This window comes from Methanocorpusculum petauri, assembly GCF_026891975.1.
Taxonomy (GTDB): Archaea; Halobacteriota; Methanomicrobia; order Methanomicrobiales; family Methanocorpusculaceae; genus Methanocorpusculum; species Methanocorpusculum petauri.
Genome location: NZ_JAPTGB010000010.1, coordinates 49,239 through 67,910 on the forward strand (window position 1 = coordinate 49,239; position 18,672 = coordinate 67,910).

Sequence of the window (18,672 nt, forward strand, 5' to 3'; positions counted from 1 at the left end):
TGCTTAGTCCCTCCGGGAAGTAACGATCTCAATCTGAGCTTTCAGGTGAGCAACGTTACGGAACTGACCACCGGCTGCACGGCGGTAAAGTCTGCGGTATTCGGTTCTTGTAATGGAACCTGCTTCACGCTGTGCGCGAAGCTCCTTACGCTGTGCACGGATCTTTTTGATCCACTGGGTCTTGGACGGAGTACGTGCACCCTTTGCACCGCTCCGGCGTCCCGGACCCTTACAGTGTCCGTATGCACGTTTTGCGATACGTGCCCGTGCACGTCCGCGTGAGATACCTTTCTTCTGGTGTGAAGAAATTGCACCCTCCTCGATCAGATTGCGGATATCCTCACGGGACATTGCACTCTGAACCTCAGAAAGTTTCTCCGGGTTGATCCAGACACGGTTCACACCGCAACCGAGAACAGCTGCCGCAATACGACGCTGGGAAGCAAGATCACTCATCGGATTTCGCCTCCTCGGTTACAGGTGCTGCAACAACTGTCTTTGCCTCTTTCGGGTTCAGAACCTTAATACCAAGGGTTGTCGCCTTTGTCTGGATAGCTGCACGTTTCTGTCCACCTACGGATGCACCGATACGGACAGCAGTCGTAGCTGCATCGATCTCTTCAAGATCAGCCGGTCTGAACACAAGAACCTCGCGGTATCCGCTCGGGTGGAAGCCGCGGATTGCTGCCGGGGCCCCGAATCCTGCTTCGGGGTGTGCACCCTTTGCACGGAAATCTTTGCGCTGTTTGCTGTGCAGACCACGCGGTCTGCGCCAGGTGTCAGCCAGCTTAACCTTTGCACAGAGGCACTGGCGGGAGAATCTGGCCTTCTTTGCAGCACGTGCACGAATCAGTTTCTTAATTTCACTCGCCATGTTAGTTACCTCTGCTGGTAATGTAGATACCGTCCTGGAACACACGCGGGTCACGGTTGCGGACCTTGCAGGCCTGCTCAACATTCGCTGCAGTGTTTCCGATCTTTTCACGGTCGATACCGTTTAAGACCAGCTCATCGCCCTGGACTTTTACCTTCACGCCCTCAACAATCTTTGCGTAGCGTGCCTGCTTCTCGCCAAGGAAATTGGCGATTTCAACGCGGTCGCCTGCAACCTTCACCTGAATCGGGAAGTGGTTGTAGACAACTTTCATGTGGTACTCGTACCCCTCGGTAACACCCTTTGCCATCACATGGAGGTGGGCATTGTAGGTACCGAGCAGTGCATACACACGGCGTCTGGTGGACTCGGTGGAGATCTTCACTGCACCCTCTTCCACAACAATTTCGATTGCCGGGTGGTGCATAACACGGGAAAGAGAACCTTTGGAACCCTTCACCATCATGAGGTCTCCCTCTTTGGTAATGGTTACACCTTCCGGGATGTGGAAAATCATTTCATGCATAATATTCCTCTCCTTAGAAGACGTATCCTAACAGCTCGCCACCGACACCGAGCTTACGTGCCTGTTCATGGGACATAACACCCTTGGAAGTGGTCAGAATAATAATTCCGAAACCCTTTCCTGGCAGGTATCTGGTTTCCCAGGACTCAAGGTCCTCAACCTTTACCGAGAAGCGGGGGGTGATAACACCACATTTGTTGATACCGCCGGTAAGGGAAATCATGTACTGACCTCCTCTGCCGTCCTCAACCTTCTCGAAACCGCTGATATATCCGTACTCCTGCATGACTTTAAGCATGTCACCAAAGAGGCGGCTGGCCGGCTCAACGGTCACTGCAAGCTTACCGGTATCGCCGGCATTCTTGATAGCGCTCATTGCGTCTGCAATCGGATTCTGTTTTGTCATTCTCCGTCACCTCTTAGTTCATCTTCTTAAAGCCCATCGTGGGCGCCCACTCACGGAAGCACTGACGGCAGAAGTAAATGTTGTATCTGCGCACAAGTCCCTGCTTGCGTCCGCAAAGCTGGCACTGGTTTGCACCACGACCATACTTTTTCTGCTGGACCTTGCCGTTGTCTTTTGCTGCCATATTACTCCACCTCAATGCCGAAAGTCTCAGTCACAAATGCCATGGATTCCTCACGGGTCACATGCAGCTTCGTGTTGAGCTTCTTCTGCTGGATTTTTCTGCGTGCCGTTCTCGTACCTTTCTTTTCGATAACTGCGATAATATCCATACCGTAGATACCGATCTTCGGATCATATGCCTGACCCGGAAAGTCCGTGTGTTCCTCAATACCGAAACCGAAGTTTCCGGTAGCATCAAACTGGCGTGCGTGAAGAACATTCTCCACTGCATACGTTTTTAATGCCGTTGCAAGGAACGTCATAGCCTTTTCGCCGCGAAGGGTAACCTTGCAGCCGATCGGCTGACCACGGCGAACACCGAAAGCCGGAAGCGTATTCTTTGCATAAGAACGAATCGGCTTGGAACCCTGGGTAAGGTCTGCCATGATGTTTTCAGCGTTGACAAGCCGCTCGCCTGCCTCGCCGACACCCATGTGCACAACAACCTTTGCCACAAACGGTTTCTGCATGTCGCTCATGCGTCAACACCCCAGGTGGAAAGGAAAGACTCGGAGGTACCGATCATATAGACATAGTCCTCGATGGTCTCAAACTTCTCACCGTTTGCATCTTCAAGGATGACGCGGTTGGGAAGGGAAGACTGCTGGATGAGAATCTCAACGAGCTTGCCGGTCTTCATGGTGTGCTGACCGCCAATGATAACGGCCATGTTACCGACTGCGAACGGGAAATGCTGCTGAACAACAAATCTGTCGTCGCCGACAAGACCAATTACAAGAGAGTCCTTGCCTTTGTAGCTGTTGTCGCCGATGAAGTTGGCACCGGTCGTGAGATTTATCTGGGTCTTTCCGCCGGTAAGAGTGGTCTTGTTTGCGATCTTCACCAGCTGGATCTTTGCTGCCTCAGCAGAGATCTCATACTCGGTGTGGCGTCCCTTTTCATCAACAAGAATCATGTAGTGCTTGTCGATCTTCGGGAAGCTGATGATATCAAACACATCAATACCGATGTGCTCATCCGTTACCACATTGCCGTTCAGAACAACATTGCGGTCGTGAAGGATCTTCTTGACTTCTTTGGTGTTCTGGGCGAAGTGCATGTGGTCGCGGATCCAGATACCAATCGGAAGAGCGGATGCATCGTGCGGACCGTGGGCAGGACTTACAACATACTTGCTTTCCTTGCGGGCGATCTGCCATGCATCCGGTGCCGTCATACGCTTTGTACGAGTCATTATGCCTTCACCTCAAGACGAGCAACGCGTTTTGCGTCCTTCAGATTCAGTTTGGTGATCATCACTTTGGAAGGATCAATCGGTCTTGGAACATCCTCGCCGTTTGCCTTCTTCACTGCAACACCGTGAACAAGAACCTTTGTGTTCTTCACATCGACCTTGTCAACAACAGCTTCAGTGCCTGCGAACTCGCCGCGGAGCACCTTTACGGTGTCACCGGTGACAACACGGAAACTGCGCTTGCCATATTTCTTACGGAGATCATCAGCAAGAGTTGCGTGTAAGAACGCTCCACGAACGTGGATAGGTGCGTTGTACCGGAACTTCCGCTGTTTTCTCGGCTGAATGCTTGCAATACGTGCCATGTTTTTTCACCTTAGATAATGATCGTTGCCATCGATCCGACCTTCGGGAACCGCTCTGCAACTTCACGTGCAACCGGTCCCTTGATATCGGTACCGCGCGGGTCACCGTTATCATTTAAGAGGATCATTGCGTTCTCTTCAAAGGAAACACGCAGACCGTTCGGGCGGCGGAATTCCTTCTTCTGACGGACAACAACTGCTTTTACAAGCTTTCTCTTCATATCAGGAGTTCCTTTCTTCACAGAAACTGTGGCAAGATCTCCGATACCCATCTTCGGCTGCCGGTTTTTCACACCGTGGTAACCAAAAACGGAAACAATCTGAACAACACGGGCACCCGTGTTGTCTGCACAAACCATCTTGGAGCCGGTCTGAAGTGCGCGCGGGATTTTAGACGTTAAGCCTCTCATGCCCGGGTCACCTCAACAACAACATAGGAGGTTGTCTTATTCAATGGTCTGCACTCTGCAATCTTGACCTCGTCGCCAATTCTGGCGTCGAGGCATGGGGCCATGTGTGCGTGGATTTTGGAACTACGCTTCTCATATCTGTCATATTTCTTGACAAAATGAAGGTAGTTCCGCTCGACGACAACGGTCCCCTGCATGCGCTCACTCACGACCTTACCGGTAATCACCTGGCCGCGCACCGGTAAGCTGCCGTGGAATGGGCAGTTCACGTCGTCACAGCCCTTCTCTGGAACTGCAACATTTAAGCCGATATTTTTTGCCATATTTAACCCTCATCTTACGCGCATAGATCGCACGTCACGCACCCGGTAAACGGGACACATAACGATCTCACTCTTGAGAACTTACGCCCTCGTCTTAACACGTCGCGCTGGAGAAACAGACAAGCCTGAGCAGTCTATTACAACTTCAACACTATCCGGGAGGGTCACCCGGAGTAACATATATTGTTTCTCCAAGCACTTAATTCCATTCCCTGACCGGAGAGAAAGAGTGTTTTTGGTTTCATCAACGATGAAACCACACATTCCTTCCTGTGTTTTGTTGCGTGAACACACCACAACCGCATATAATCCAATCAACTCATGCTGCAGGATCGATTGTGGCGTGATCATAAGACAATTTATGCCTGACGCTTGGTCTGTTCAGTCTTAATGCGTGCGATAGTTCTGCGAACTTCCCGGATCTTTCCGGGGTTTTCCGGTGCACCACCGGCGCTGACTTTCCCGTACTGCTGAATTAACTCATTTCTGAGTTTCTGCTCGTTTTCTACAAGCTCAGCATCGGAAAACTGGGCAACTTCCTTTGCTCTGAAGATTGCCATGATACTCAGGCCTCCTCATGGAACTCAGGTTCAAGTTCCGGTTCGCTTGCGAGTTCTGCATCGAACTCCTCAAATACATCAGTCTCAACAATCTGTGCCGGAGCCGGGTTTGCATCCGGACGGATCTCAAAGTGATCCGGAAGAACTGCTCCCGGCGGAACGATCTTAACCTGGACACCAATGATACCGAGCTTCTTGATTGCGGTCGCATATCCCGACTCAACAATGGACTCAGCCGGTTCACCGGAATGTTTGATATAGCCTTCGACGAACTTCTGCACACGTGCACGGGCACCGGTCAGTTTGCCTGCGATGATAACTTCGCAGCCAAGTGCACCGGAGTCCATGACACGGCGGATAACGGAGGAACCAGCCTTTCGGAAGTACCATCCGCGCTCTAATGCATTTGCAAGGCGTTCCGCCATAATCTGGGCATTCAAGTTCGGATTTCCAACCTGCTGAACCTCAACCTGCGGAGAATCGATACCATAGATAGAATTCAGGTCGGTCGTGATCTGGCGAACCAGTCTGCCACCCTTGCCGATAACGATACCAGGTTTCTCTGCAAAGATAGTGACCTGAGTACCGACCGGAGTACGGACAATGTCCATGCCACCGTATCCTGCACGCTTGAGCTCTTTGTTGAGGTACTGCTCGACACGGACCTTGCGGACGCCGTCGGCAACGAACTTCTTCTCAATTGTCATACTTACTGCACCTCGCGGAGGATTAACTCAATGTTCACGGTATCTCTGTGCTTCGGCGTTGCTCTTCCCATTGCACGGGGGAAGATTGCCTTCATGCACCGGCCTTTGTTTGCTGCAGCGTGGACGATAACCATCTTTTCTGGAGCAAGACCTGCGTACTCGGCGTTCTTCTGTGCGGAACGGATTAAGCGGATGTACTCTGCGGCTGCCTTGACCGGGTATCTGCCGGCTGCGGTACCGAAGGTTTTGCCGTTTAAGCTCTTCTGGTGACCAACGTTTCTTGCATAGCGGTGGAACGGTACCGCTCTCTTCAGATCGATAACCTGTTCAAGGTATGCAACTGCGTCGTCTGCCATCATGTTGCGGACGAGATGGGCAATCTCCACTGCGTGCTTCGGAGAGCATCCAAGCTCATTAGCCTTTGCACGGGCGATGTTGTCGCCGGTAAGTTTGTTACTGTATTCTGTTCTTGCCATGACAATCACTTCAGCGGGACATACTTACTCGACCGGGTTGCACCAATACCGGCGCTACCGTGGCTGACCTTCTTGCGGGTAAGAGCGAACTCACCAAAGTAGTGGAACACGCCCTCAACCGGAATCTCAACGTTCACGAACTCTTTACCGGAATAGATGGCAACATTCTTGCCGACCATTTCCGGAAGGATGATCATTGAGCGGATGTGGGTTCTGACACCATCACCTGCTGCGATCTTCGCGCGAACATCCTCTTCATCGCGGGTAAACCCGCGAAGAACCTTACGGCGGGCTGCTGACGGCATAATCGGAAGAAGCTCTTCCATGGACATGGCTTTGAGCTGCTCGATGTTGTAGCCGTGGTAGGTATACTCCTCTCGCCGCTTTGGCATTCTCTTAGTAGTTTTCTTTGCCATTTACGTTCACCTCCGGCATCCGGTTCTCCGTGCTGCGACATGTCCGACTTTCTTACCAGCCGGAGTTCCGCGTGCAACGGTCTTTGGCTTACCTGGGTGCTGATGTCCTCCACCACCGAATGGGTGGTCGATAACATTCATAGCGACACCACGAACGCGCGGCCAGCGGGTTGCCGAGGTCTTCATCTTGTGATACTGTTTACCTGCTTTCAGGACCGGTTTGTCTCCGCGTCCTCCACCGGCCACAAGGCCAATGGTTGCAAGACAGTGCTCGTGGAACCATTTCGGTTTTCCGGACGGCATACGGACGCCGACCTTGCCCTCGGATTTACCGATGACAACAGCCTGGACACCGCTTGCACGGACGAACTTCCCGCCGTCTCCCGGACGTGCCTCAATGTTGCAGACGGACATACCGGTCGGGATTGCAGCAAGCGGAAGGGTGTTGCCGTTCTCGATCTTTGCTCCAGGTCCCCATGCGAGTTCCTTGCCGACACCGACACCCTCGGTGATGAGTACGTACTCTTTCTTGCCGTTGATCTTTACAACTGCAATCGGGGTGTGGCGTGCCGGGTCGTGCTCAATGTCAACAACGGTCGCGGTGACAGTTTCGGTAAAAGAACCGAAGTGTTTCAGCTCTGCCTTATACTGGTGCGACGGGGCGCGGTAGGTTGAACCTCCCTTTCCACGTGCCTGTGTACTGATTCTGTGTCCCATGTTGACTCACCTTACACAATTCCCAGCTGAGAGAGAATCTCTTCAGCAGCGTTCTTCTCTTCGAAGGTAATGATTGCCTTCTTGGTTCCCTTGGTGGTCATCATGGTGCTGACGGATGCGACCTTCTTCCCGAAGTTCTTCTCCATAGCTGTCTTGATGGATGCCTTGGTTGCGTCCTTTCTTACGATGAAGGAAAGCTGGTTGGCATTCTCCAGGAGAACCATTGCCTTTTCTGTTACGAGCGGATGTGCGAGTGCCATGATTATGCCTCCCCGAGCTTCTTGACAGCGGCCTCAGTCCAGACAGTAAGTCTACCTGCATGAGTTCCGGGTGCCAGAACATTCGCGTTCAGAGAAGTGACCGGCATGACATCAACACCTGCAAGGTTTGCACCTGCGGTAAAACCGGGAGCTGCAGTGACGATTAAGACGGACTTTGCCTGCTTGTACTTGCGTCCACGCGTCTTTCCACGACCTGCACGGATTGCACGGGAGTTCTTTGCACGCTCAAGATCGGCGCCAAGTCCGAGGGCGATTAATGCCTTCTTGACTTCTGCGGTCTTTGCAAGTGCTTCAAATGCATCCTCAACGACAATTGCTGCATCGCCCTCAAACTTGTGACCGCGGGCGGTAACGAGTTCGGTGTTGATGGTTGCTGCAATTGCAGAACGGATTGCCTTTGCCTTCTCCTTCTTGTTGATCTTCTCAACAAGGATCTTCTCGACTTTTGGTGCGTGTGCCGGGTGGCCACCTTTGGTCTGCGGAACTTTTGCACCGCGGGATCCGTTCTTGATACGCGGAATCTTGGATTCTCCGCGTTTGGAACCCCATCCTTCTGCAGAGGTTCTCATACCTGCATACGGGTTTGCACCGTACGGCTGATACTGTTCGCTCTGATAAGCGAGGACAGCTCTCTTAATGAGGTCTGGGCGGAACTCTTCGTTGAAGACTGCCGGAAGCTCGATCTCGTGGAGAACAGAACCGTTAATTGCTTTTACATTTGCTTTCATCGGTCAGATTCACCCCTGCTTGCTTTGGAGACTCACAAACTCAACAACAGGAGTCTGGATGGTCTTCTGTTCACCCATACGGGTTGCGGGACGGATACGAATCAGGCGTTTTGCCGGACCCGGGATAGAACCCTTAATCAGGACGTAGTTACCGCGGACAAGACCGTAGTGGAGGAATCCTCCTGCTGGGTTAATCTCATCGGGGTTGTCACCAAGTTTAATGATTCTCTTGTTGAACTCCGTGCGCTGCTGGAAGCCCATCTGACCTGGCATTGGAACCTGCCAGCGAACGTGGTGCGGAGTCCACGGACCAAGAGTTCCGATGTGGCGGGTCTTCTTGGTTCTTGCGTGCTTTCTCTTTCTCAGAGTGATACCGAATCTCTTGACAGCTCCCTGGAATCCTTTTCCTTTGGTGATTCCGGTAATGTCAGCAAACTGGCCTTCAGAGAGGATGGTGTTCATCTCAACGCTGGTGCCAAGAAGAGAGAGAGCATAGTCAAAGCGTTCCTGTGCGCTGCCACCGGCAACACGGATTTCCATTAAGTCAGGAACCTTTTTCGGGACACCGGTAAGTGTGTCCGGCTGGGTGTACATCAGAACCATAACTTCGACGACATCTGCCATTGCAGCATTGATCTTCTCGGTTGCAGCTGTGGCGTTGTGTGCCTTTGCTTTGGTGATTCTGCCGGAAAGTGCGGCAACATCCTCAGACCAGACTTCGGTAAGCGGGTGCTTGCCGTAGGTGTCTTTAACATAGACGCGGATTGCAGCAACTTTCATTGCCGGGATCTCGATGACGGTCACCGGGACCATAATTTCCTTGCCTTCTGTCGGGCTTTTTTTGTGATCGTCAATCATAATGACGTGGGTCATGCCGGCCTTGTAGCCTGCAAATCCCTGAAGCGTGGGCTGCCCGTTATACTCCGGCCAGGATTGGTACTTTGGTACAATACTCTTGGCCCTCTTGCGAGGATAGTATGCGAGGGAACCGGCACGCGGTCTCACAGTTCTCATGTGTTAATCAGTCCTTAATACTGTGGTCTTTTCGTTCCCGCGGGAACGAAAGACGTCTGCTGTGGTTGTCAATTATAAACAACCGTTCTTTCACCATTAGCCTGCGATTTCACAAATCGCCTTCGACCATGGGACGTACATTCTTGTGTCGGTCTCCGCTTTCTGTACAGATGCACAGATGCTTAGAAGACGGAAAGACGGGTAGCAATTGATCCATTAGGATATCCGCATGAACGACAACGTCTTGTCTGTTCTTGTGGTTTATGCCCGAATGACGCATATTGTATGCGCGCCGCACAGTTGCGGCTTCCAAGTCTCACGTAAGAGAACCTGACAGTTCACGCGCTCTTTGGTTTTCACAAAGAATGGGCTCGTCCTGCTGACGTTCGCCCGGCGCGCTTCATCAGACCTATTGAGGTCTTAATCCTTTGCGGGGTTTGCCCACGAAAGGGTTACACGATAATGAAAACAAGACAGAATCTGTGTGTTTTCAAACCAACTGGATATCCACGATACACAGCAGCTATGCTGATATCAGCCTATGAAGGCTTCACTATTATTGGAAGAGTGAGATAATAAAGGTAATGGGGAAAAGGATGATAAAAATAAAAGAGGTCATCCGAAGTAGAGATCGCCGTCAGTGTTAAGATATACCCGGATGTCTTCTCTGACATGCCGACCTTTGATCTTTTCAGGCATGTAGGAACTGATGCGATTGATTAAGGAGATGCTGTCATACCGAATTTTTATGTTCAGAGGGGCTGCAGCCTGATAGATGAGATGGGGAGCTTCCATGAGATCAGTGCCTGCGGCAAGGACACAAAGGTCTGCGGCATCAAGAGTGTAGAGAAATTCGAGGGTTTCTTTGGCACGCCGGATATTTTCGTTGGCAGATTTTTCGATTGTACAGATGTTTGCTTTTGATGTCCCGAGACGATCAGCGATCTGCTGCTGGGTCATTCCTTGCTTACGGTATCTGATAACTTCCTTCTGGCGATCGGTAAGGAGAGTATCTTTCATGGTTATTAATATAAGTCTGTTAACTATAAACATATTTGGTTAAAGTAGTGTACTTCTCTGGGATCAAAAAAGAGTCTATTAAATACGTCCAGAAAATTTTTATCACGCTCTACGCGCATGAATCTGCAGATATTTTGATCAGTTTTTTGGTAAGACGAGTGAAGAATATAAGAAATGTGTCTCCTATGAGTCCTTGAACGGAATTTTCTGTATTGGGACTTGCTCTGATATATCCAGATTTGAGGAGGTTTTTCTTTAATATCAAATATTTTACCGTATTTTTGGAAATGACATTATCAATTCACAAACCTTATATTGGTTCTCGTCGATAATCTGATGTTCTCATTGAAAATGAGAGGTGTAATAAATATGGTAGTTAAGGTAGGAGTTGCAAAGCTCGGTAACATCGCATCCGGTGTTATGGCAGAGCTTCTTTTAGATGAGCGTGCAGACCGTGAAGACATGATGACTTTCATGGCAACCTCTGGAACGAAACTGCAGAAGGAAGATGTTGACCGTGTTGTGTCCAACCTGAAAGCATGGCAGCCGGATTTTGCAATTGTTGTTTCCCCGAACGGTGTTCTTGAGGGACCGACTGGTGCACGCGAGGATCTTGCAGCAGCAGGTATTCCGACGATCGTTATTACTGATGATGTCACAACCAAGAAAGAACAGTTTGCAGCACTGAAAGAATCCAAATTCGGATACATCATTGTAAAGGCAGACGCCATGATTGGTGCACGCCGCGAGTTCCTTGACCCGGTTGAGATGGCAGACTACAATGGCAATCTTGTGAAGGTTCTTGCCCTGACCGGTGCATTCCGCAAGCTCCAGACCGAGCTTGACAAAGTCATCGACCAGGTGAAGGCAGGAAAGAAGGGCGATGAGATTGTTCTCCCGAAGGTTGTCCTGAACTCTGACAACTCTACCAAGGGTGAATTCAACAACCCGTACGCACTTGCAAAGGCACGTGCAGCATATGAGATTGCACAGTCTGTTGCGGGTGTCAACGTGAAGGGCTGTTTCATGACCAAAGAGTGGACCGACTATGTCCCAATCGTTGCTTCTGCACACGAGATGATGCGTGTCGCAGCAGTTCTCTGCGACGAGGCACGTGAGCTTGAGAAGGCAGGCGACTCTGTTATCCGCAAGCCACACAAGAAGACTGGTGAGATTGTCTCCAAGGTCGCTCTTATCAGCAAACCTGAGTAAGTATATTTGAAAAAAATATTTTTTTTCTTTTTGGCATTTTGTTTGTGAAGTCGTATGCTGAGTACGATCTGTTTTTTGATCTTTTGGTTTGGTAGGATTCAATGTCTGTGTGTCCGGTAGGATTCAATTTCTGATTTTTTGATATGTTGTACTTTGTTTGCGGAATTCGATTTGATTTTGTTATTCTCCGGAGTGTGATTCGTTGATTGATGAAGTGTTTTCGAAGGAATATTTGGTATATTTTTTGAATGGATTTGGTAGGAAGTTTAATGTGAATTTTTTTGGAGAGGGGATTTCGGGATTTTTTGGTTGGCTATCTTCTCTGTTTTGCGAATATTTGTAATTTTGATCCTGTGGGATTGAATCCTTATTTAGGAGGAATTACACTTGAAAAATACAAAGATTATGGTTGTTCTGGCCATCTTCCTCGCTGCAGCACTCTTCGTGAGCGCAGGGGCCGCAGCAGCGAATGCCGCCACGAACAATACATCCATTACTATACCAGATGGTATTACACTTACCAATGGTACAGCATCCATCATTGAGGTAAAGATTGGCCTTAATGCAACAGATGGAGGTAAACTTACCTTCAAGAATGTAACGATCTATGACGATGAGAACAACAATCTTGGAAATAATGGGACTACTCTGATTCCCCAATCCGGTACTTACTTCATCTCTATTAAACCGGTGAAAGCAGGTTCCCAGCTGCTCACGGCGAAATTTGTGATAAGCGAGGACGACCTCAACGAGAATAATGCCACCTACACTTCAGTGGCAGTAAATGTACAGGAAGCAGCACCTGTGGCAGAATCGTTCGGCCCGTTCTTCGTGTACGAAAAGATCTCTCCGTCCGACATCGGTGGAGCAAAGGCCCTGTACAAACTTTCCGGCGACGCAACCCCGGCTGTCCTTGACACCATTGCCGTTTCGGAAGAAACCACGCTCCTGAAAGAGATGATCGGCAACAACGTCGGCGTCTGGTACACCAGCCCGACCGGCGGTAGCTACGCCACCATCTGGTACCCGGAGATCACGCTCAAAGCAGAGCTGACCACCGGTGACCTCACTGGAGTCGGAACCTCCAGCGGTGACTCCATCGACGGCAAGACCATCAACAAAGACACCAACGTCACCTTCAAGATTGACGCACCAAAACTGGGTGGAGAGCCAATTCAGTCCGCAGAATCGGGTAAGAACATCTCCACCGTAAAGATCGTCTTCACCACGCCCGCCGGCGGTAAGACTACAGAGTTTGGTATCTACAACTTCGCAAACGTTAAGTTGGAATCTGCCCAGACCACCATGAAGAAGACCACGCAGCCGGGCAACGACGCAGCCGCAGGTCAGTGGACTGCTCAGGCAGAGTTCGAAACGTTCGGTAACTTCTCCGGATTCAAAGACTACGGTGCAAAATCCAACACCATCACGTTCACCATCCAGAGCAGCACCCTGACCATCACGGCAGCCAAGGACTCCGTCGTCCGCAGCAACCCGTTCACCGTAACCATTCAGGGCAAGAGTCAGGGACTCTACAATGTAACCATTGAAAACGCAGTTGACACCGACGTAAACCCGTCCCTCCAGCCAAACCAGAACGGATGGCAGAAAGACTTGGAAAAAATCGGTACCTCAGTCATTGGTGCACAGTTCAAGACCGACGCAAGCGGAAAGCGTACCATCCAGTACAACACCGCAGCAGAGACCACAGACAAAACCTACACCATCAGAGTTGAAAAGAATGGCGACCACTCCGACTACGACAAAGTCAAAGTCAAAGTCGAGAAAGGAGCAGTCACCATCTCCGCATCTGGTGACGGAACCTACTACATCGGTGAAGAAATCACACTCACCGGAACCAACACGGACAGCACCAACGTCTTCCTGTTTGTCACCGGCCCGAACCTGAAACACACCGACGGTGTCGTTCTCAAAGATCTCGGAGGAGACAGCGGAAAAGAGAACCCGGCATACAGTGCAGCCAACCCGGTTCAGGTAAGAACCGACAACACGTGGGAATACAAGTGGGATACAACCCTGATCTCCCTCGATGACGGTGCATACACCGTCTATGCAACCAGCAGACTCACCAACGGTAAGTCTTCCGGAGAACAGAACCTCGGTAAAGTCAGTGCTGACTCAACCACTTGGCTGAACTCCAAAGCAAATGTTTATGGAAGCGAAGTCGGTGACAGCTACTATGCAGTCAAACTCTCTGACTCCGAGTACGCAACCGTCTCCGTCAGCCTGAAAAAGCCGTTCCTCTCCGCAGTCCCGTCCGGAACCGTCGTTGCAAAAGGCGACAAGATTTATCTCCGCGGAACCGCCGAAGGCGACCCGAACTCACTGATGCTCTACATCTTCGGCCCGAACTTCTATAACATCGAATCCATCACTGTAGAAGATGACGGAACCTACGAAAAGAAGATCGAAATCGGAAACGACTGGGCATCCAACCAGTACTACGTCGTCATCGAACACCCGATGGAAAACGGAGTGATTGATGTTTACGACACTGGTGCAGACAGTAACCCGAGAACACTCTCCATCTACAATGCTAATAAATCCCTTGGAGTGCAGTCCTCCTTCGTTGTTGAAGGAGCAGGAAAACTTCAGAGTGCCAATGCAGCAGATGCGCTGACCAAGATGATCGACAACCCGAACATCGATGATATCTATACCAAACTCACCTTCACCGTAGCTGAACCGCGTATCGATATCACCAACCCGGGAGACAAAGCAGTAGGAACGAAGTTCACCATCTCCGGTACCACCAACCTCGCAGTTGATGATCAGATCCTTGTCGAAGTCGTCTCCTCCTCATTCAACGCAGTTGACAAGAGCCAGTCCTCCGCAACCTCCGGTGTCTCTCAGAGCACAAAAGTTGTTGCAGGCGAAGGCGCTGACAACACCTGGTCCGTCGAAGTTGACACCACCAACTGGAAACTCGACGAGTACACCATCAAGGTCCAGGGCATCGAAGTCGGCATCACAGCAACGACCAACTTCAACCTCGTTGAAAAAGTCGTGACCCAGACTCCGACCGCAACTACAACCGGTGCTCCGGCAACCACCACTGCAACCGCAACTGCAACCGCAACCCCGTCAACTCCGGGCTTCGGCGCATTCATTGCACTCGCAGGACTTGGTGCAGTAGCACTTCTCGTACTCCGCCGCAACTAAGCAGCGTGCAACACCACACGGTTTGCAACCCGGAAACGGGAAACAAACCCTGATTTTTTATTTTTACTTTTTTCTCAACCACATTCACCACATCTGCCAACCGGCACAAAACCCGGACCCGGCATAAAAATTTCAAAAATCCCTCATCCCCTCAACCAACAACTAAACCCCCTCACAACATACGGTGATTTCGGAAATGGGTGAAAACAACAATGACACCAGCCACAAACAACATCAAAGAACTCAAAACAGGAACCGACCTCGAAACAAAAGCTCCGGTCCGCTTCATCGGATCCGTAACTCCCATCAGTGACTTCCTGCAACTGTACGACAACAAAAAAACCCGGGAAAACTACCGGCTCGCAATCGGCGCCTACCTCCGATGCATCTATCCGGGCACCTTCAAACGGCCCCACGAAATCGACCCCCATGCAGTCACCTACCTCAAAGAACTCGCAGAAGGCAGAAACTATCATCGCGACCTCAGACTGGCGGGCACCACCTTCTCCAAAAACTACGCCCCCATGACCGCAAACCTCTACCTCAAAGCAACCTGCGTCTGGCTTGAAGACAGCGGCATCTCCCTCAGCCGGCGCGACCGCTCACGAATCTTCGTCAGCCTCCCGCCCGCGCGGGCATCCACCAAAGAAATAGAACTCAAACGCAAAGTCTTCCAGGAAATGTACCTCGAAATGCCCGAACACATCGGCGCCCTCCTCCTCACCATGGTAGGATCCGGCATGCGGCTCGGCGAAGCCACCAAACTCCTCAAAACCGACCTCGACGACAGCCAACCCAGAACCGCCGTAAACATCCGTGCCGAAATCACCAAAACAAAAACAGCACGGGTCACCTACCTCACACAAGAAGCATCCGAAGCACTCCGCGACTACTTCGCCGTCCGCAGAGACGACGACCCGCGGGTATTCCCCTTCTCAGCCCTCACCGCCCAGTACCACTTCCGCAAAACCGCCGACTTCCTCGGCTACGGAAACCCCGACCCCGCAACCAACACCCGCCAGCTCCACTGGCACATGACCCGCAAATGGTTCATCTCCCGGTTCAGCCTTGCCGCAAACAAAGACATCGCCGAACTCCTCGCCGGCCACGAAGGATACCTCGCCGCATCCTACCAGCGCTACACCAGAAAACAAATCATCAAACAATTCAAAAAAGCCGAACGTGAAATCAGCATCCTCCGGTAACCTCAAAACCGAATCACATCCAGCGTAAACAACATCACCGGCACCATAACCGCCCCCATACAAAAAATCCGGGGCACATCCACAAGACCGGGAACCATCCCCACCAGCGTAGCGGCTGCCAGAACCAACAAACCAAACGGCCCGCAAAACACAAACGACATCCCAACCAAAAACACAAGCACCACCCCCGCAACCAACCGCTGACTCACCCGCATCAAAACCGGAACACACCGCGACCCAGCAACCGTCACACCATACCCGCACAACGCAGCAACCCCCGCAACCAACACCACAAAAGACAACGACGGCAACTCCAGCGACCCCAGCGCCACCATCGCCCCGCTCCGCATCCTCCCCACCGCATACAACGCCGCAATCCCCAGAACCGCATTCGCCGTATTCGCCGCACTCGTCGCAACCAAATACCCCCGTGCATCCACCCGCTCAAAATCCCCGTCACGCCGGATCGCAAGCAGCGCATTCGCCGTCCCGCTCGAAAACCCCGGCAGCCACCCCACAACCGCCCCCGCAACAGCACCCCGCAACCCGCTCCAGATCACCTCTCTCCTCTCAATCAGCAGCCCCGAAAACCGCTGCGGAGGAACCTCCACAACCGACCGCATCGACAACAACAAAACCGGCACACCAAACAACCCCGTCAACAGAGGAAGCAGCACCTCCCCGACCCCGAACACCCCAACCGAAAAATGCGCATACCCCAACGAAAACACACCCAAAACACCCGACACCCCAAACACCGCAAACGCCCACCCCGGCGACCGCGAAAACACCACCAACAAACCCGCCGCAACCAAAATCACCAACCCGACACCCCAATCAATATACCCCTGCATCGGCGGAAGAACCAGCATAAACACCACAAACAACGGAAGACACAACACAAACCCCGCCACACTCCCGAGAGCCGACACCCGAACCGCCTCCTCCCCATGACCCGCCAGACACAACCGGTGAGCAGGAAGCACCGACAAAACCGTATCCGGATCCGGCACCCCCAGAAACGTCGACGGAACCGCATCAACAAACGTATGCGTAACCATCATCGCCACAATCGCCGCAGCAAGACCCTCCGGCCCGAACAAAACCAACAGCGGCCCTGAAACCCCCGCCAGAAAACCCGCAACCGTATTCGAATGCACCCCCGGCACAATCCCCGAAATCGTCCCGAGAACAACACCCACAACACACCCCACAACCGCACCAAGCATACCACAATATCGACGGGACAGAATATTAACTCTGGCCGTCCAATACTCATCCATGTTACTTGCAATCACCCGTCTTGCCGAAAAAAGTACGACAGACGCGGCCCTCTGCAAACACTACGGACACGAATGCCGTGTCGTCTCCCCCCTCCGTGCCGAAATCCGCAGCAGCACCATTCAGACATTCGTCCTCGCCGCAGCCGACCACGAATTCGATGCAATATTTTTCACCAGCGCCCTTCCCGCACAAAAAATTGCCCCGCTCCTCCCCCCCCACCTCACCAAAACAACACGAGTGATCGCCATCGGCCCGCAGACCACAAAAGCACTCCACGAATCCGGCATCGCCGCAGAAACACTCCCGACCTATTACTCACGGGACTTCGTCCCGTACCTCGGTGACTGGATCAAAGAAAAACGCATCGGCATTCCGCGTGCCGACGTCCCGAACCCTGAACTGATCAACGCAATCGAAGAAGCAGGCGGCATGGCGTTTGAGTACCGGTGCTACGGTCTCGAACCAACCAACCAACCGCTGAACCTTGACAACGTTGACGCGATCCTTTTCACCAGCGCCAACTCCTACAAAATGGCACTCCTTCCCCCTCTCAAAAATATTCTGCCGATAGCCATCGGCGACATCACCGCAGAAGCCATGCGTACCGGAGGGCTTGAACCGAAAATCATCGGCGACGGATCATTGGAAGGAACACTCAAAGCCCTGAACACCTACCTGCGGAGCATCAAATGAGCTACACCGGCGTCCTGCTGGTGGACAAACCCCGGGGCCCGAGCAGCCATCAGGTTGCCGCCTGGGTTGGCGACATGCTCAAAAGCAGTGTCGGACACTCCGGAACCCTCGACCCGATGGTCTCAGGCGTCCTGGTGGTCATGCTCGGTAAAGCGGTGCGGCTCGCACCGCTCCTGCTCCTGCACGAGAAAGAGTATGTCGCGTGCCTCCGTCTTCATGCAGACATCCCACGCGATCAGGTTGAAGAAGCAGTAAAGCAGTTCACCGGCCGGATTTATCAGCGACCGCCCCGCCGTTCGGCGGTGAAGCGGGCGCTGCGCATACGGGTAATTCACCGAATCGAACTTCTGGATATGCAGGATCGACTGGTACTGATCCGTGTCCGCTGCGAAGCAGGAACCTACATCCGATCACTCTGCGTACATATCGGCCGGGTACTCGGCTGCGGCTCACAGATGATTGAACTGCGGCGGACACGTTCGGGCGGATTTTCGGTGGAGGATACATATACCCTGCATGAAATCCGTGATGCGGTTGAGCGGGGCGATGAAAAAGCGATTCGATCCATGCTGCTCCCGCCCGAGGAAGCAATCATGGACATTCCAAAGATTGTTGTTCGCCCCGGAGCAGCGGATGCGGTTGCCCGCGGCGCAGTTCTTGCGGGCGTCGGTATTCTCCGGTGTGACCCGTTTGTCCGGGGACAGAGTGTTGCAATCGTTACGGAGGAAGGGAAGCTGGTTGCACTTGCCGAGGCAGTACGTGATTCTGCAAAGTTTGTCTGCGGCGAGCCTGGTTTTGTGGCAAAATCCACCCGGGTTTTTGTTTCTCCGTCCAATGCAAACACGTAATATTAAT

Annotated in this window: 26 protein-coding genes; 5 read left to right on the plus strand and 21 right to left on the minus strand. The window is 52.0% G+C overall.

Annotated elements, in window-relative coordinates:
• Positions 1–3: 3 nt before the first annotated feature.
• The 20 genes from O0S10_RS05670 to O0S10_RS05760 form a co-directional block, all read right to left on the minus strand.
• Positions 4–456: a 50S ribosomal protein L19e gene (locus O0S10_RS05670; RefSeq protein WP_268924928.1), complete on the minus strand. Its 453-nt coding sequence runs from the start codon at positions 454–456 to the stop codon at positions 4–6.
• Entirely contained in the window at positions 449–874 is a 426-nt protein-coding gene (locus O0S10_RS05675) for a 50S ribosomal protein L32e (protein ID WP_268924929.1), read from the minus strand. The genes O0S10_RS05670 and O0S10_RS05675 overlap by 8 nt, the downstream gene beginning before the upstream one ends.
• Before the next feature lies 1 nt (position 875).
• Entirely contained in the window at positions 876–1,400 is a 525-nt protein-coding gene (gene rpl6p / locus O0S10_RS05680) for a 50S ribosomal protein L6 (RefSeq protein ID WP_268924930.1), read from the minus strand.
• Between the two features lie 13 nt (positions 1,401–1,413).
• Positions 1,414–1,806 carry a 30S ribosomal protein S8 gene (locus O0S10_RS05685; RefSeq protein WP_268924931.1) on the minus strand — a complete coding sequence of 131 codons (393 nt, stop codon included), beginning with the start codon at positions 1,804–1,806 and terminating at the stop codon, positions 1,414–1,416.
• A gap of 13 nt (positions 1,807–1,819) precedes the next feature.
• A complete protein-coding gene (locus tag O0S10_RS05690) occupies positions 1,820–1,990 on the minus strand; it encodes a 30S ribosomal protein S14 (RefSeq protein ID WP_011832473.1) in 171 nt (56 codons plus the stop codon).
• Position 1,991: 1 nt separating this feature from the next.
• The gene (locus O0S10_RS05695) at positions 1,992–2,507 is read right to left on the minus strand and encodes a 50S ribosomal protein L5 (RefSeq protein WP_268924932.1); all 516 of its coding nucleotides are present in this window, start codon (positions 2,505–2,507) and stop codon (positions 1,992–1,994) included.
• A complete protein-coding gene (locus O0S10_RS05700; protein ID WP_268924933.1) occupies positions 2,504–3,223 on the minus strand; it encodes a 30S ribosomal protein S4e in 720 nt (239 codons plus the stop codon). The genes O0S10_RS05695 and O0S10_RS05700 overlap by 4 nt, the downstream gene beginning before the upstream one ends.
• Positions 3,223–3,588: a 50S ribosomal protein L24 gene (gene rplX, locus O0S10_RS05705; RefSeq protein ID WP_268923343.1), complete on the minus strand. Its 366-nt coding sequence runs from the start codon at positions 3,586–3,588 to the stop codon at positions 3,223–3,225. The genes O0S10_RS05700 and rplX overlap by 1 nt, the downstream gene beginning before the upstream one ends.
• Before the next feature lie 11 nt (positions 3,589–3,599).
• A complete protein-coding gene (locus O0S10_RS05710) occupies positions 3,600–3,998 on the minus strand; it encodes a 50S ribosomal protein L14 (protein WP_268923344.1) in 399 nt (132 codons plus the stop codon).
• The gene (locus tag O0S10_RS05715; RefSeq protein WP_268924934.1) at positions 3,995–4,321 is read right to left on the minus strand and encodes a 30S ribosomal protein S17; all 327 of its coding nucleotides are present in this window, start codon (positions 4,319–4,321) and stop codon (positions 3,995–3,997) included. The genes O0S10_RS05710 and O0S10_RS05715 overlap by 4 nt, the downstream gene beginning before the upstream one ends.
• Before the next feature lie 81 nt (positions 4,322–4,402).
• Positions 4,403–4,672, minus strand: coding sequence for a ribonuclease P protein component 1 (locus O0S10_RS10570; RefSeq protein ID WP_425438307.1), 270 nt, complete (start codon positions 4,670–4,672; stop codon positions 4,403–4,405).
• An 8-nt stretch (positions 4,673–4,680) separates the two neighbouring features.
• On the minus strand, positions 4,681–4,881 hold the full coding sequence (rpmC, locus tag O0S10_RS05720) for a 50S ribosomal protein L29 (RefSeq protein ID WP_268923346.1): 201 nt from the start codon (positions 4,879–4,881) through the stop codon (positions 4,681–4,683).
• A gap of 5 nt (positions 4,882–4,886) precedes the next feature.
• On the minus strand, positions 4,887–5,588 hold the full coding sequence (locus tag O0S10_RS05725) for a 30S ribosomal protein S3 (RefSeq protein WP_268924935.1): 702 nt from the start codon (positions 5,586–5,588) through the stop codon (positions 4,887–4,889).
• A 2-nt stretch (positions 5,589–5,590) separates the two neighbouring features.
• A complete protein-coding gene (locus O0S10_RS05730) occupies positions 5,591–6,064 on the minus strand; it encodes a 50S ribosomal protein L22 (protein WP_268923348.1) in 474 nt (157 codons plus the stop codon).
• Between the two features lie 5 nt (positions 6,065–6,069).
• Complete coding sequence (locus O0S10_RS05735; protein WP_268923349.1) at positions 6,070–6,480, minus strand: 30S ribosomal protein S19; 411 nt, start codon at positions 6,478–6,480, stop codon at positions 6,070–6,072.
• Positions 6,481–6,486: 6 nt separating this feature from the next.
• Positions 6,487–7,197 carry a 50S ribosomal protein L2 gene (locus O0S10_RS05740; RefSeq protein WP_268924936.1) on the minus strand — a complete coding sequence of 237 codons (711 nt, stop codon included), beginning with the start codon at positions 7,195–7,197 and terminating at the stop codon, positions 6,487–6,489.
• A gap of 11 nt (positions 7,198–7,208) precedes the next feature.
• The gene (locus tag O0S10_RS05745; protein ID WP_268924937.1) at positions 7,209–7,457 is read right to left on the minus strand and encodes a 50S ribosomal protein L23; all 249 of its coding nucleotides are present in this window, start codon (positions 7,455–7,457) and stop codon (positions 7,209–7,211) included.
• A 2-nt stretch (positions 7,458–7,459) separates the two neighbouring features.
• On the minus strand, positions 7,460–8,206 hold the full coding sequence (gene rpl4p, locus O0S10_RS05750; RefSeq protein ID WP_268924938.1) for a 50S ribosomal protein L4: 747 nt from the start codon (positions 8,204–8,206) through the stop codon (positions 7,460–7,462).
• A 9-nt stretch (positions 8,207–8,215) separates the two neighbouring features.
• Positions 8,216–9,220 carry a 50S ribosomal protein L3 gene (locus O0S10_RS05755; RefSeq protein WP_268924939.1) on the minus strand — a complete coding sequence of 335 codons (1,005 nt, stop codon included), beginning with the start codon at positions 9,218–9,220 and terminating at the stop codon, positions 8,216–8,218.
• A gap of 615 nt (positions 9,221–9,835) precedes the next feature.
• The gene (locus O0S10_RS05760; protein ID WP_268923354.1) at positions 9,836–10,240 is read right to left on the minus strand and encodes a Tfx family DNA-binding protein; all 405 of its coding nucleotides are present in this window, start codon (positions 10,238–10,240) and stop codon (positions 9,836–9,838) included.
• A 369-nt stretch (positions 10,241–10,609) separates the two neighbouring features.
• Here O0S10_RS05760 and O0S10_RS05765 point away from each other — a divergent pair, with 369 nt between their 5' ends.
• From O0S10_RS05765 to O0S10_RS05775, 3 genes are all read left to right on the plus strand, one after another.
• Positions 10,610–11,452 (plus strand): F420-dependent methylenetetrahydromethanopterin dehydrogenase, encoded by an 843-nt coding sequence (locus O0S10_RS05765; RefSeq protein WP_268924940.1) that lies wholly within the window; start codon positions 10,610–10,612, stop codon positions 11,450–11,452.
• 387 nt (positions 11,453–11,839) lie between these two features.
• Positions 11,840–14,635 (plus strand): PGF-CTERM sorting domain-containing protein, encoded by a 2,796-nt coding sequence (locus tag O0S10_RS05770; protein WP_268924941.1) that lies wholly within the window; start codon positions 11,840–11,842, stop codon positions 14,633–14,635.
• A 212-nt stretch (positions 14,636–14,847) separates the two neighbouring features.
• Positions 14,848–15,840 (plus strand): tyrosine-type recombinase/integrase, encoded by a 993-nt coding sequence (locus O0S10_RS05775; protein ID WP_268924942.1) that lies wholly within the window; start codon positions 14,848–14,850, stop codon positions 15,838–15,840.
• 2 nt (positions 15,841–15,842) lie between these two features.
• Here the strand turns inward: O0S10_RS05775 and O0S10_RS05780 are convergent, their stop codons facing one another.
• Positions 15,843–17,123: a tripartite tricarboxylate transporter permease gene (locus tag O0S10_RS05780; RefSeq protein ID WP_268924943.1), complete on the minus strand. Its 1,281-nt coding sequence runs from the start codon at positions 17,121–17,123 to the stop codon at positions 15,843–15,845.
• Here O0S10_RS05780 and O0S10_RS05785 point away from each other — a divergent pair.
• On the plus strand, positions 17,122–17,817 hold the full coding sequence (locus O0S10_RS05785; RefSeq protein ID WP_268924944.1) for a uroporphyrinogen-III synthase: 696 nt from the start codon (positions 17,122–17,124) through the stop codon (positions 17,815–17,817). The two genes, O0S10_RS05780 and O0S10_RS05785, sit on opposite strands and share 2 nt — an antisense overlap.
• Positions 17,814–18,665, plus strand: a complete 852-nt coding sequence (locus O0S10_RS05790) for an RNA-guided pseudouridylation complex pseudouridine synthase subunit Cbf5 (protein WP_268924945.1) — start codon at positions 17,814–17,816, stop codon at positions 18,663–18,665. Before O0S10_RS05785 ends, O0S10_RS05790 begins: the two co-directional genes overlap by 4 nt.
• Positions 18,666–18,672: the final 7 nt, after the last annotated feature.